This is a genomic window from Microbacterium phyllosphaerae (assembly GCF_050628115.1).
GTDB classification, from domain to species: Bacteria; Actinomycetota; Actinomycetes; order Actinomycetales; family Microbacteriaceae; genus Microbacterium; species Microbacterium phyllosphaerae_A.
The window spans coordinates 685614-698953 of sequence record NZ_CP192502.1 but is presented as its reverse complement, the minus strand read 5'-3'; the positions used below and the strand labels follow the sequence as shown (position 1 = coordinate 698953).

Here is a 13340-nt window from a genome sequence, read left to right as displayed (position 1 = left end):
TCTGGCTCCTGACGCCGGCGGGCCTGATGATCGTCTTCGTCACCCTGCTGCCGATCGGCTTCCTCGTCTTCACGTCGTTCACGAACTACAACCAGCGGACGCTGTTCACGGGAGCATTCGACTTCGTCGGTCTGGATCAGTACGCCGCGGTGCTCGCCGACCCGGAGTTCTGGCTGTCCCTCACGCGCACGATCGTCTTCACGGCGGCGCTCGTCGTGGGCAGTGTGGCGATCGGCGCAGGGATGTCGCATCTCATGACGCGCCTGCCCTCCGGCATCCGCTATCTCACCACCGTCGTGCTGATCCTGGCCTGGGCGATGCCGAACGTCGCCTCGTCGATCGTCTGGTCGTGGCTCTTCCAGCCGCAGTACGGCGTGATCAACTGGATGCTCACGCAGCTCGGCATCTTCGGCGACATGACCAGCAAGGACTGGTCGTCGGATCCGGTGCTCGCGTGGGTCTGCATCTGGCTGCTGGTCGTCTGGCAGGCCGTCCCCTTCATCGCGCTGACCCTGTACGCCGCCGAGACGCAGGTCGCGGTCGAGCTGAAGGAGGCCGCCCGACTCGACGGGGCGTCCGAATGGCGCATCTATCGAGTCGTGGTGCTGCCCTCGATCGCCCCGACGATCCTGCTCGTGACGATGCTCTCCATCATCTGGGACTTCAACGTCTTCAACCAGATCTGGCTCATCTCCGAGGGCGGGCCCGACGGGGCGACGTCGACACTCGGCGTCTTCACCTACACGACGGCGTTCTCCGGCAACCTGCAGATCGGCGCGGGGTCGGCGATCGCCGTGGCCTCGACCGTCATCCTCGCGGCGCTCAGCGCCGTGTACATCCGACACCTCGTGCGGTCGGGAGAGGACCTCTGATGACCACGACGACCACCGCCCCGGCTCCCGCGGCGACCACGACCGCGACGACCGCCACCGGACGCCGGCGACGGCGACGCCGCACCCCCTGGGTCAGCAGCAGCATCGCGATCCTCTTCTGCATCGTGTGGGCGTTCCCGGTGTACTGGATGATCAACACCGCGTTCAAGCCGCGGTCGGAGATGCTCAGCAGCACGCCGCATTTCCTTCCCGAGTCGCCGACCCTCGACAACTTCTTCACGGCGATCGGCAAGGGTCAGTTCCACATCTATCTGCAGAACTCCGTGATCGTCGTCACCGGTGCGGTCGTCTTCGCGATCGTCCTCGGACTGTTCGCGGCGGCGGCGCTGTCGCGGTTCCGGTTCCGCGGACGTCGGCCCATCCTGGTGCTCATCCTCATCGTCCAGATGCTGCCGGGCACAGCGCTGCTCATCCCGCAGTTCCTGATCTTCAACTCGATGGGACTCCTGGGAACCTATTGGGGCCTGATCCTCTCGTACGTCGCGAGCGTGCTCCCGTTCTCGATCTGGGTCATGCGCGGGTTCTTCCTCGCCATCCCGATCGAGCTCGACGAAGCAGCCCGCATCGACGGCGCATCGACCTGGCAGGTGCTCACTCGAGTGCTGTTCCCCCTGGTCATGCCCGGCATCATCTCGAGCAGCGTGTTCGCGTTCATCGCCGCCTGGAACGACTACATCGTCGCGTTCACGTTCATGAAGGATCAGGCGAACTACACGCTGCCGGTGTGGTTGAACTCCTTCACCGTCTCGGTCGGCGGCGAGATGGGCACGGACTACGGCGGGCAGATGGCGGCGGCCACCCTGTTCGCGCTCCCCGTGGTGGTGTTCTTCATGATCATCCAACGCAACCTGGTGACCGGCATGTCCGCCGGCGCCGTGAAGGGCTGACCGATGTCCACGACGAACGGCCGCGATCGGCCGAAGACGAAGACTGTCGTCATGACCACCGCAGCGACCCTGATGATCCTGGCGGCATTCGGCGCCGGTGCGCAGCCGGCACTCGCCGCACCGTCCTCGGCGGGAACCGCGGCTGCCGGGGCCGCGGGGACCGTGGACTGGTACGTCGCACCCGACGGAGCGGTCGACTACGAGCACTCGGCGGCGCTGGCCTACGAGTTCCTCGACGACCGGGTCGACGAGTACTGCAGCGCAGACGGCATGTGTCTGCCGCGGAGCTATCAGGGCGGCTTCTTCACGACGCCTGACTGGGACTTCACGTCGTCATTCCTGTACGACGACGCGCTGATCGTCATGGCATATGCGGCGAGGGGTCTTCCTGACGACATCCGCCGGGCGCAGTCGATCGGTGACGCGCTGCTGTTCGTGCAGCAGAACGACCCGGACTTCTCCGACGGGCGCACCAGGGCTTCGTATCAGCCTGCGAGCCTCAGCGCCGGTGCGGTCGAGATCGGATCCTCGGCGTCGAACACCGGCAATCAGGCGTGGGTGGGAATGGCGCTCGCGCGTCTCTTCGATGTCACCGGCGAGCGGCAGTACCTCGACGGAGCCCTGCGGCTGGCTGACTGGATCCAGCAGAACACGGCCGACACCGAGCAGGCGCCGTTCGGCTACACCGGCGGGCAGGATGCCGACGGCAACCCGTTCACGTTCAAGTCGACCGAGCACAACATCGATGTCGCCGCCTTCTTCACGCAGATGTCGGCGCTCACCGGCGATGCGGTGTGGGCCGATCGGGCGGCCGTCGCCGAGGGCTTCGTCGCCGCGATGCAGACCGAGGACGGCCACCTGTGGACGGGGACCCATCCGGATGGCGTCTCGACGAACTACTACCCGATCCCCGAGGATCCGCAGACCTGGAGCTACCTCGCGACACTCGACGACCGATACGCGTCCTCGCTGGCGTGGACCGTCGAGAATCTGCACGCGACCGACGGTCCGTACGCGGGGCCCGCGTTCAGCAGCGCCGATGTGTCGAAGGTCTGGTTCGAGGGGTCGGGGCAGCTGGCTCTCGCCCTGCGCACCCGCGACTCCGCCGGTGACGCGGACTACACGCAGTCGATCCTCGCCTCGGCAGAGCTCGCGCAGCGGCAGGCCGTGAACGGCGACGGACGAGGGATCGTCGCGTCGTCGAGCGACGGACTCGACACCGGGTTCGGCGACCTCTACTACTCGAGCCTCCACACCGGAGCGACCGCGTGGTACCTCCTCGCGGTCACGGGGTACAACCCGTTCCGCCTCGCGGTGGACTCCGAGACACCGACGGTCCCGAGCCCCGAGGGCGCAGGCATCGCGCCGACCTCCGACGCATCCGACGACGTTCTGGCCGAGAGCGGCGCCGAGGCCCCGATCATCGCGATCGGTGTCGCCGGGTTCGCGCTCCTCGTCGGAGTGACCCTGCTGCGCCGTCGTCATGCCGCGAGGTGATGCCGATCCCCGGGCGGGCGGGAGACAATGGGCTGTGGCCGATCTCCGCATCACGACCAAGGCACTCCCCGAGCACAATCGCGTGCGCAATCGCGCGATGCTGCTGCAGACGCTGTTCCACGAGGGGCCGCGCAGTCGGGCGGACATCGCCCGCGGGTCGGGACTCAACAAGGTCACCGTCTCGACCATCGTCGGCGAGCTGATCGATCAGGGCATCCTCGTCGAGGCGGGTCATGCGGCGGAGGGCCGCGTGGGGAAGCCGGCCACGCTGGTCGCTCTCGACGACGACTCTCGCTCGATCATCAGCCTCGACCTCTCCGACGCGCAGTCGTTCCGGGGCGCGGTCATGAACCTGCGCGGGGAGGTGTCGCACGAGCGCCGGGTCGATGCGCTCACAGAGCGCGGCGACGACGCGATCGCGCGCGTCATCGCGATGATCGAGGAGCTGCTCGCCGAGACATCCGCTCCCGTCCTCGGGATCGGCGTCGGCAGCCCCGGCGTGGTCGACCGTGACGGCGTCGTGCGCTTCGCGCCTCATCTCGGCTGGTTCGGCGCCGACCTTCGCGGGGCTCTGAGCGAGCGCTTCGGCCTGCCGGTGCACATCGTCAACGACGCCAACGGCATGGCTCTCGCGGTGCATACCTTCCGCGAGAACGACGACGGCCGCAGCATCCTGATCCTGACCATCCAGCGTGGAGCGGGGGCGGGGCTGATCATCGGCGAGACGCTGATCGACGGCGTCGACTTCATGGCAGGCGAGATCGGCCACGTGGTGGTAGATCCGAAGCGCGACACCACATGTCTGTGCGGGCGCCCCGGATGCCTTGACGCGATCGTCGCCGTGCCGGCGCTGCGCGCGCGCCTCGACGCCGGTGAGAACCGCGATGAGGTCATGGACGATGCGGCGGATGCGCTCGCCGCTGCCGTGGCACCGATCATCTCGATGCTGGGTGCGACCCGCATAGTGCTCGTCGGCCCCGAGGACATCCTCGACGAGGCGTTCGCGCAGCGCACCCAGCGGTGTCTGACCGATCGCACCCTGCCCTCGACGACCAGCACGATCGGCGTCGAGATCGGCTCGGACGGCGGGCTGCTCGCGTTGCAGGGGCCTCTGGTCGCGGTGCTCTCGGCCGAACTGGGGATCTCATGACGAACCGCGGCACCGAGAAGGCTCTGCCGGAGCACACTCGACAGGTCAACCGCTCGCTGATCCTGCGCACGCTCTTCCGTAGCGCCGCGATGAGTCGAGCGGATCTCTCCAGAGCGACCGGGCTCACCAGGGTGAGCGTGTCGCGCATCGTCGATCACCTCGCGGCCGAGGGGGTCGTGCGCGAAAGCGGGCCGAGCCCTGAGGGGAGGGTCGGGAAGCCGAGTACCCTGATCGCGCTGAACCCCGACTCGTATCACGTGGTCACACTCGACCTCTCGGCGTACGCCGAGCTGAGCGGCGCGATCATGAACCTCGACGGCGACGTGGTGCATTCGGCGACCGTGCCCACCGACGGTGCCAGGGGCGCGGCGCTGGTCGACAAGGTCTGCGCGCTCGCCTCGGCGCTGGTCAAGCGCTCGACCGTGCGCGTTCTGGGGGTGGGCATCGGTTCACCCGGTGTCGTGAACACCGAGGGAGTGGTCCTCGAGGCGGTGGCCTTCGACTGGCACGGGCTCGATCTCGGTGCGGCGCTCTCGGCCGCGGTCTCCGTGCCCGTGCACATCGCGAACGATGCCAATGCCGCTGCTCTCGCCGCGCGCACCTACGGTCAGCCGGGCGTCGACAACCTGGCGCTCGTACGGATCGGTCAGGGCATCGGCAGCGGCGTCATCGTCGGTGGCGCGCTCGTCACCGGCGACCGTTTCACCGCCGGCGAGATCGGCCACGTGCTCGTCGACGAGGGCGGCGAGGTGTGCCGGTGCGGACGACGCGGGTGTCTCGAGGTCGTGGCCGCAGTGCCGTACGTGCGTCGGCTGCTCGCCGAGCCCGACGCATCAGCCGACGAGATCCTGACTCGCGCAGGGCGAGCTCTCGGGCGGGTGCTCACCCCGGTCGTCGCCGCTCTCGGGCTCGAGCAGGTCGTTCTCTCCGGACCCCTCGACATCGTCGGCGGGGTGTTCCTCGACGAGACGCGCGCGGCGATCGAGCACGAGGCGCTGGCGATCGTGACCGACGACTTCGAGATCCGCGTCGCCGTGCGCGGCGACGACATCGTGCTTCTCGGGGGGACTGCACTCGTGGTCGCCGAGGAGCTCGGCATCCGCTGATCGCCCGGGTGCGGATGCTCTCCGCGGACCGCTTGTGCTCGCTGCGCGCGCCTACGCGGCGACGCGGGCGACTGCGGCGATAGCGCTCGTGAAGAAGTCGAGTCCATCGACGCCCGACCGCATCGCGGCCGACGTGTCGGGTCCGAAGCCGGCCTCGGTGGCGTGCTCGGGGTGCGGCATGAGCCCCACGACGTTGCCCGCCTCGTTGGTGAGGCCCGCGATGTCGCGCAGAGAGCCGTTCGGGTTCACGCCGGCATAGCGGAACGCGACGAGGCCTTCGCCCTCGAGACGGTCGAGCGTCTCTTCGTCGGCGATGTATCCGCCGTCGGCGTTCTTCAGCGGGATCGTGATCTCCTGGCCCGTGCGGAACCGGTTGGTCCAGGCCGTGTCGGAGTTCTCGACGATGAGCTTCTGATCGCGACGCACGAAGTGCTGGTGGTCGTTGCGGATCAGGCCGCCCGGCAGCAGGTGCGCCTCGACGAGCATCTGGAAGCCGTTGCAGATGCCGAGGATCGGCATGCCCTTGGCTGCTGCGTCTTTGACCTCGGCCATGATCGGCGAGAGTGCGGCGATCGCGCCGGCGCGCAGGTAGTCGCCGTAGCTGAAGCCTCCGGGCAGGACGAGTGCGTCGACGCCTTCGAGGTCGTGCGAGCCGTGCCAGAGGGCGACGGGCTCGGCGCCGGCGATGCGGACGGCGCGCTGCGCGTCGCGATCGTCGAGCGAACCGGGGAAGGTGATGACGCCGATGCGCGTGGTCACTCGGTGACCTCGATGCCCACGACGTCTTCGATCACGGAGTTGGAGAGCACCTCGTCGGCGATGCGACGCGCCTCGGCGAGGACCTCTTCGGTGACCTCGCCCTCGACGGTGAGCTCGAAGCGCTTGCCGATGCGGACATCGGAGAACCCCTCGACGCCCAGACGCGCGAAAGCGCCGGACACGGCCTTCCCCTGCGGGTCGAGCAGTTCGGGCTTGGGCATGACGTCGACGACGATGGTGGGCATGAACGGCTCCGGAAGTCGCGGGCGGACGGGCGTGCTCAGTCTACCGGCTCGGGACTCGCTCGATTCCCGGGCGTCGCGCCTCAGGCGTGGAAGACCGTGTGCAGGTCGCCGATGGCGTCGCGGCCGCCCAGGCCGTCGATCTCGAACAGCACCGAGATGCCGACGACATGGCTGCCCAGGCGTTCGACCAGCTCGCGGCCGGCGGCCAGAGTCCCGCCCGTCGCGAGGACGTCGTCGATGAGCAGCACGCGTGACCCGGCGGGCAGGTCGTCGTGCATCTCGATCGTCGCGGTGCCGTACTCGAGGGCGTAGTCGACGGATGCCGCGGGCCGGGGCAGCTTGCCCGCCTTGCGGATCGGGATGAGGCCGACACCTGCCGCGATCGCCGCAGCCCCGGCGAGGATGAACCCTCGGGCCTCGATACCGGCGACCACGTCGAACTGGCCGGCGAACGGCGCGATGATCGCCTCGGTGGTGGCCTGGAGCGCCTCGGCGTCGGCGAGCAGCGGAGTGATGTCGCGGAAGATGATGCCCGGCTCCGGGTAGTCCGGGATGCTGCGGATCAGCGATTCGGCGCGGACGAGAGCGGGGGAGAGTTCGGTGTCTGGCACCGGACAAGGGTACGCCACTGCCCGGGCTTGACACCGTGGGAGCGCTCCCATAGAGTCACTGAACAGTGCGTGGGAGCGCTCCCATGAATACATCACGGGATTCACACGCATCTCCCCGAGCACCACCCGCACCACCACCGCACGACCCACCACAAAGGAGTGAACTGTGAACACACGTGCCCGCACCCGGATCCTGGCGGCAGCAGCCGCGGCATCCGTGTCCGCCCTGGCCCTGGCCGGCTGTGCCGCTCCCGGCGCAGACGGCGACGCCGGCAGCAGCGACGAGAAGGTCACGCTGACCGTCACGACGTTCGGAACCTTCGGCTACGAAGACCTCTACAAGGCCTACGAGAAGGAGCACCCGAACGTCACGATCGAGGCGACCAACATCGACACCGGCGGCAACGCCCGCACCGACGCCTTCACGAAGATCGCCGCAGGCTCGGGCCTGAGCGACATCGTCGCGATCGAAGAGGGCTGGCTCGGCGCCATCATGGACGTCTCCGACACCTTCGTCGACCTGCGCGACTACGGCATCGAGGACCGCAAGGCCGACTGGGTCGACTGGAAGTACGGACAGGCCACCGACGCCGAAGGCCGCGTCATCGGCTACGGCACCGACATCGGCCCCAGCGGCATCTGCTACAACGGCGCCGCCTTCGAGGCCGCGGGCCTGCCCAGCGACCGCGAGTCCGTCGCCGAGCTGCTGAACGGCGATTGGGAGAACTACTTCGCCGTCGGCGCCGAGTACACGGCGAAGACCGGCAAGGCCTGGTACGACCACTCCGGCTTCGTCTGGAACGCCATGGTCAACCAGCTCGACGAGGGCTATTACACGGCCGACGGCGAGCTGAACGTCGAGGACAACGCAGAGCTCAAGGAGCGCTTCGAGCTGCTCGGAGCAGCCACCGAGGGAGGCCAGTCCGCTGCGCAGACCGCGTGGGACTGGAACGGCGGCAAGTCGTTCGTCGACGGCACCTTCGCGACGTTCGTCTGCCCGGGCTGGATGCTGGGAGTCGTGCAGGGTCAGGTCGAGGCCGGCGGCGGCGACGCCTCCACCGGCTGGGACTTCGCCGACGTGTTCCCCGGAGGAGCGGCCAACTGGGGCGGCGCCTTCCTCTCGATCCCCGAGAGCTCCGAGCACAAGGAAGCCGCAGCCGAGCTCGCCGACTGGCTGACGCAGCCCGAGCAGCAGGTCAAGCAGTCCGAGGCCGCGGGAAACTTCCCCTCGACGATCACGGCTCAGGAGACGCTGTCGTCTGAGGCCACGCCCAACGCGTTCTTCAATGACGCTCCGACCGGTGCGATCCTCGCCGAGCGTGCGAAGGGCGTCGTGGCGCAGTTCAAGGGCGCCGACGACTCGGTCATCCAGGAGAACGTCTTCGGGCCGGCCCTCAGCGGGCTCGACCGCGGAGACACCGACACCCAGGGTGCGTGGGATGCCGCGATCAAGCTCCTGAACGAGCTGGTCGACTGACCCAGCCGCATCCCTTCCGGTCGCAGTTCGTGCCGCACCTCCTCTGCGGGGGCGGCACGGACTGCGACCGGAACACCGCGGACGACCGGACCCACGGACCAGGACCAAGGAAGAGTCATGACACTCACCGATGAGCGCTCGCAGGCGACGACCGCGTCGACGACGAACGCCAAGAGCCCGAAGACGGATGCCGCCGGCCGGCGTCCCTGGCGGCACCGCCTCTCGCGGTTCGATCAGAACGCCTCGCCGTACTTCTACATCTCGCCGTTCTTCCTGCTGTTCGGCCTGGTCGGCCTGTTCCCGCTGATCTACACGGTGTGGGTGGCCGTGCACGAGTGGGACCTGCTCAAGGGGCAGGGCGAGTTCGTCGGAGCGGGCAACTTCATCGAGATCCTCGGCGATGCGATGTTCTGGAACTCGATCTTCAACACGCTCAGCATCTTCCTGCTGTCGGCGATCCCGCAGCTCGCCGTCGCCCTGGTGATCGCCTACCTTCTCGACCGCGGCCTCCGCGCCCCGACTTTCTGGCGCATGAGCATCCTCATCCCGTTCGTCGTCACGCCCGTGGCGGTCGCCATCATCTTCTCGAGCATCTTCAATGAGGCCGACGGCCTGGCGAACAACCTGCTGAACCTGATCGGCATCGCCGACCAGGAGTGGAAGCACAACACCGCTCTCTCGCACCTCGCGATCGCCATCATGGTGAACTTCCGCTGGACCGGCTACAACGCGCTCATCCTGCTCGCCGCGATGCAGGCGGTGCCGCGCGACCTCTACGAGTCCGCAGCCCTCGACGGTGCGGGAGCCGCGCGCCGATTCTTCTCGATCACGATTCCCACGATCCGCCCGACGCTGATCTTCGTGATCATCACCGCGACGATCGGCGGACTGCAGATCTTCGCCGAGCCGCGCCTCTTCGACGTCTCGACGGCCGGCGGCATCGGCGGCAGCGACCGGCAGTTCCAGACGACCGTGCTGTTCCTGTGGGAGCTCGCCTTCTTCCGCCGAGATCTCGGTGAAGCATCCGCCGTCGCGATCCTGCTCTTCCTGCTCATCGTGGGGATCGGCATCATCAACTTCCTCGTGTCGAGACGGATCTCGACCGGGGATGCTCCCAAGAACCGCGCCGCCCGCCGGCGCGCACGCACCGCGGGTGCCGCTGCCGCCACCGCTGTCGCGGCCGCCGCCACCACGACGATCGCCAACACGACCGAGGAGAACGCGCGATGACCGCCACCCAGGCACTCAGCGTCCCCGAGAAGATCCGCAGGCGCCGCGGAGCCGTCGGCGGCAACGCCGGAATCGGCAGTCGTCCCGGATTCCTCACCTACGGACTGCTCGCCGCGTTCATCATCGGCAGCGTCTACCCGCTGTGGTGGTCGGTGGTCGTGGCGAGCGGCACCAACGCGACCCGCGGCGAGACGCTGCCGCTGATCCCCGGCGGCAACTTCTTCGCCAACGCTGCCAAGGTGTTCGACGCGATCCCCTTCTGGCTCGCTCTCGGCAACTCGTTCCTGATCTCGGCGATCATCACGCTGTCGGTCGTGACGTTCTCGACGCTCGCGGGTTACGCGTTCGCCAAGCTGCGCTTCAAGGGTCGCGACGGTCTGATGATCTTCGTGATCGCGACCATGGCGATCCCGACGCAGCTCGGCATCATCCCGTTGTTCATGCTGATGCGGGAGCTCGGCTGGACCGGATCGATCGGTGCGGTCATCGTTCCGACCCTCGTCACGGCGTTCGGCGTCTTCTTCATGCGGCAGTACCTGGTCGACGTGATCCCAGACGAGCTCATCGAGGCCGCGCGCATGGACGGCGCGAACCAGTTCCGCACGTTCCTCACCGTCGGCATCCCTGCAGCCCGGCCCGCGATGGCGATCCTCGGACTCTTCACCTTCATGACGGCGTGGACCGACTACCTCTGGCCGCTGATCGTGCTCTCCCCGCAGAACCCGACGCTGCAGACGGCGCTCAGCCAGCTCCAGTCGGGCTACTACATCGACTACTCGATCGTGCTCGCCGGAGCCGTGCTCGCGACCCTTCCGCTGCTCGTCCTGTTCGTCGTCGCAGGACGCCAGCTCGTCAGTGGCATCATGGCGGGCGCGGTGAAAGGATGACCCCTATGACCCGAGCCTTTCCCGAGAACTTCCTGTTCGGCGCCGCGACAGCGGCGTACCAGATCGAGGGGGCGGCTTTCGAAGACGGGCGCACCGCATCGATCTGGGATGCCTTCAGCACGGTGCCGGGCGCAGTCATCGGCGGCGACAACGGCGACGTGGCGTGCGACCACTATCACCGCTATCCGCAGGACGTCGCTCTGATGAAGGAGCTGGGCCTGCAGACGTACCGCTTCTCGACCTCCTGGTCGCGGGTGCGGCCCGATGGCGGTGCGGTCAACGCGAAGGGCGTCGACTTCTACGAGCGCCTGGTCGACGAGCTGCTCGCGAACGACATACTTCCCTGGCTGACGCTGTACCACTGGGACATGCCGCAGGCGCTGCAGGAGACCGGCGGCTGGACCAACCGCGACACGGTCGGGCGCTTCCTCGAGTACGCAGGCACGATGCACGACGCGCTGGGCGACCGCGTGAACGTGTGGACCACCCTGAACGAGCCGTGGTGCTCGTCGTTCCTCTCATACACCGGCGGCGAGCACGCACCCGGCCACACGAGCGTCGCCGAGGGCCTGCTCGCAGCCCACCACCTGCTGCTCGCGCACGGCGAGACCGTGCGCGAACTGCGCGGACGCGACGCGAGCCTGAACCTCGGCATCACCCTGAACCACACCGTCGCCGACCCTGCCGATCCCGCGAACCCGGCAGATGTCGATGCCGCTCGCCGCGTCGACGGTCAGTTCAACCGCTGGTTCCTCGACCCGATCTACCGCGGCGTGTACCCGGACGACATCATCAGGGACATCAGGGCGGTGGATGCTGACGCGGTGGCGCGCTTCACGGAGGCCGTTCACGACGGCGACCTCGACACGATCTCGCAGCGCATCGACACGCAGGGCGTGAACTACTACCACGGCGACTTCCTCTCGGGCACGGCACCCGAGGTCGCCCCCGTCAGCGGCGGACCCGCGACCGACCGGGTCGGTCGCAGTCCCTACCCCTCGAGCGACGGCATCCATTCCGTCGAACGCGGCCTGCCGCGCACCGCGCAGAACTGGGAGGTGCAGCCCGAGGGGCTGACCCGACTGCTGCAGCGGGTGTGGACCGAGTATGCCGAACCCGCGGGCACCGTGCTGTACATGACCGAGAACGGCGCCGCCTATGACGACGTCGCGGTGGTCGAAGACGGGGAGACCCGCGTGCACGACGACGATCGCACCGAGTTCCTGCGCCTGCACCTCGGCGCGGTGCTCGATGCGGCCGAGGCCGGCGTCGACGTGCGCGGCTACTTCTACTGGTCGATGTTCGACAACTTCGAGTGGGCGTGGGGCTACGACAAGCGCTTCGGGATCGTGCGCGTCGACTACGACACCCAGGAGCGGAGTCTGAAGGACTCCGGTCGGGAGTACGCTCGCATCATCGCCGCTCGCGCTCTCTGACGCTGGGCGGCGGCACCAGGGAGCATCCGGCCTCACCGCCGGACGGAGGGAGAGTCGTGTCACTACGAGCGACCATCGAAGAGGTGGCCTCGGCCGCCGGAGTCTCGCGATCGACCGTGTCGCGCGTCGTGAACGGGTCCACGGCCGTGAGCCCCGAGGCTCTCCTCGCCGTGCAGCGGGCCATCGAGGAGCTCAGTTACGTGCCCAACCGTGCGGCCCGGTCGCTCGCCTCGAAGCAGACGCACGCGATCGCGCTGATCGTGCCCGAGGACACCACCCGCTTCTTCGGCGACCCGTTCTTCGCGGCGATCGTCGCGGGCATCACGGGGGCGCTCCGCGGCTCCGACTACCTGCTCAATCTGCTCATCGCCAGCGACGACCCCGGCGACAAGATGACGAGCTTCGTGCGCAACGGCGGCGTCGACGGTGCGCTGATCGTGTCGCATCACACGAGCGATGCGTTCATCGAGCGGGTCGCCGACGCGGTGCCGGTGGTCTGGGGCGGCCGACCGGTGCGGATCCGCGAGGGCGACTACGTGGTCGACGTCGACAACGTCGCGGGTGCCCGCACGGCGACCGCGCACCTGATCGAGACGGGACGCACGCGTATCGCGACCATCTCCGGCCCGCTCACGATGGTCTCCTCGGTCGACCGTGTGCAGGGATTCCGCGGAGCACTGGCCGACGCCGGGCTCTCGCCGTTCGCAGAGGAGGCCGGCGACTACAGCGAGTCCAGCGGAGCGGATGCCGCGCGGCGCATCCTCGCGGCCGGACGCCCCGACGCGATCTTCGTGGCCAGCGACCTCATGGCGCGCGGAGCGCTGACGGCGCTGCGTGCCGCCGGCATCCGCGTTCCCGAAGACGTCGCGCTGGTCGGATTCGACGATTCGTCCGTCGCGCTGAGCACCGATCCTCAGCTCACGACCATGCGGCAGCCGATGTACGCGCAGGGAGAGGCGATGGCCGGCGTGCTGCTGTCGCGTCTTGCGGGGCGCGACCCGGAGCACACCACCATCCTGCCGACCGAGCTGGTCGTGCGCGCCTCGTCGTAGCCGCGCGTGCGCCGGGTCGCCGCTGGGCGCCCCGACAGCCGGACGCGGCAGGAGGTGAGGGGATGACACGGACGCGGACCAGACGCCCCTCCAGGTTGGTCCGCATCCGT

The 13340-nt window shown here is 68.3% G+C and carries 13 protein-coding genes; 10 read left to right on the top strand and 3 right to left on the bottom strand.

Going from position 1 to position 13340, the window contains the following annotated elements; all coding sequences use genetic code 11:
• The first annotated feature begins 26 nt into the window (after positions 1–26).
• From ACQ4LY_RS03080 to ACQ4LY_RS03060, 5 genes are read left to right on the top strand one after another with little or no spacing between them, the layout of a single operon-like run.
• Entirely contained in the window at positions 27–872 is an 846-nt protein-coding gene (locus ACQ4LY_RS03080) for a carbohydrate ABC transporter permease (RefSeq protein WP_431074520.1), read from the top strand.
• The gene (locus ACQ4LY_RS03075; protein WP_431074519.1) at positions 872–1780 is read left to right on the top strand and encodes a carbohydrate ABC transporter permease; all 909 of its coding nucleotides are present in this window, start codon (positions 872–874) and stop codon (positions 1778–1780) included. The genes ACQ4LY_RS03080 and ACQ4LY_RS03075 overlap by 1 nt, the downstream gene beginning before the upstream one ends.
• A gap of 51 nt (positions 1781–1831) precedes the next feature.
• Positions 1832–3277, top strand: a complete 1446-nt coding sequence (locus ACQ4LY_RS03070; protein ID WP_431074518.1) for a hypothetical protein — start codon at positions 1832–1834, stop codon at positions 3275–3277.
• Between the two features lie 34 nt (positions 3278–3311).
• The gene (locus tag ACQ4LY_RS03065) at positions 3312–4427 is read left to right on the top strand and encodes an ROK family transcriptional regulator (protein ID WP_431074517.1); all 1116 of its coding nucleotides are present in this window, start codon (positions 3312–3314) and stop codon (positions 4425–4427) included.
• Positions 4424–5533, top strand: a complete 1110-nt coding sequence (locus ACQ4LY_RS03060) for an ROK family protein (protein ID WP_431074516.1) — start codon at positions 4424–4426, stop codon at positions 5531–5533. The genes ACQ4LY_RS03065 and ACQ4LY_RS03060 overlap by 4 nt, the downstream gene beginning before the upstream one ends.
• Positions 5534–5584: 51 nt before the next feature.
• On the opposite strand, the gene purQ is transcribed toward ACQ4LY_RS03060, so the two are convergent.
• The 3 genes from purQ to ACQ4LY_RS03045 all read right to left on the bottom strand — a co-directional run bounded on the left by purQ (position 5585) and on the right by ACQ4LY_RS03045 (position 7148).
• On the bottom strand, positions 5585–6292 hold the full coding sequence (purQ, locus tag ACQ4LY_RS03055) for a phosphoribosylformylglycinamidine synthase subunit PurQ (RefSeq protein WP_120494993.1): 708 nt from the start codon (positions 6290–6292) through the stop codon (positions 5585–5587).
• Complete coding sequence (gene purS, locus ACQ4LY_RS03050) at positions 6289–6537, bottom strand: phosphoribosylformylglycinamidine synthase subunit PurS (protein WP_431074515.1); 249 nt, start codon at positions 6535–6537, stop codon at positions 6289–6291. The genes purQ and purS overlap by 4 nt, the downstream gene beginning before the upstream one ends.
• A gap of 80 nt (positions 6538–6617) precedes the next feature.
• Complete coding sequence (locus ACQ4LY_RS03045) at positions 6618–7148, bottom strand: adenine phosphoribosyltransferase (RefSeq protein ID WP_431074514.1); 531 nt, start codon at positions 7146–7148, stop codon at positions 6618–6620.
• Between the two features lie 166 nt (positions 7149–7314).
• Between ACQ4LY_RS03045 and ACQ4LY_RS03040 the strand changes: the two genes are divergently transcribed.
• The 5 genes from ACQ4LY_RS03040 to ACQ4LY_RS03020 all read left to right on the top strand — a co-directional run bounded on the left by ACQ4LY_RS03040 (position 7315) and on the right by ACQ4LY_RS03020 (position 13230).
• Positions 7315–8625 (top strand): ABC transporter substrate-binding protein, encoded by a 1311-nt coding sequence (locus tag ACQ4LY_RS03040; RefSeq protein WP_431074513.1) that lies wholly within the window; start codon positions 7315–7317, stop codon positions 8623–8625.
• A gap of 117 nt (positions 8626–8742) precedes the next feature.
• Positions 8743–9855 carry a carbohydrate ABC transporter permease gene (locus tag ACQ4LY_RS03035; protein ID WP_431074512.1) on the top strand — a complete coding sequence of 371 codons (1113 nt, stop codon included), beginning with the start codon at positions 8743–8745 and terminating at the stop codon, positions 9853–9855.
• On the top strand, positions 9852–10742 hold the full coding sequence (locus tag ACQ4LY_RS03030) for a carbohydrate ABC transporter permease (RefSeq protein ID WP_056310182.1): 891 nt from the start codon (positions 9852–9854) through the stop codon (positions 10740–10742). The genes ACQ4LY_RS03035 and ACQ4LY_RS03030 overlap by 4 nt, the downstream gene beginning before the upstream one ends.
• A gap of 5 nt (positions 10743–10747) precedes the next feature.
• The gene (locus ACQ4LY_RS03025; RefSeq protein ID WP_431074511.1) at positions 10748–12178 is read left to right on the top strand and encodes a GH1 family beta-glucosidase; all 1431 of its coding nucleotides are present in this window, start codon (positions 10748–10750) and stop codon (positions 12176–12178) included.
• A gap of 56 nt (positions 12179–12234) precedes the next feature.
• Complete coding sequence (locus ACQ4LY_RS03020; protein ID WP_431074509.1) at positions 12235–13230, top strand: LacI family DNA-binding transcriptional regulator; 996 nt, start codon at positions 12235–12237, stop codon at positions 13228–13230.
• Positions 13231–13340 lie beyond the last annotated feature (110 nt).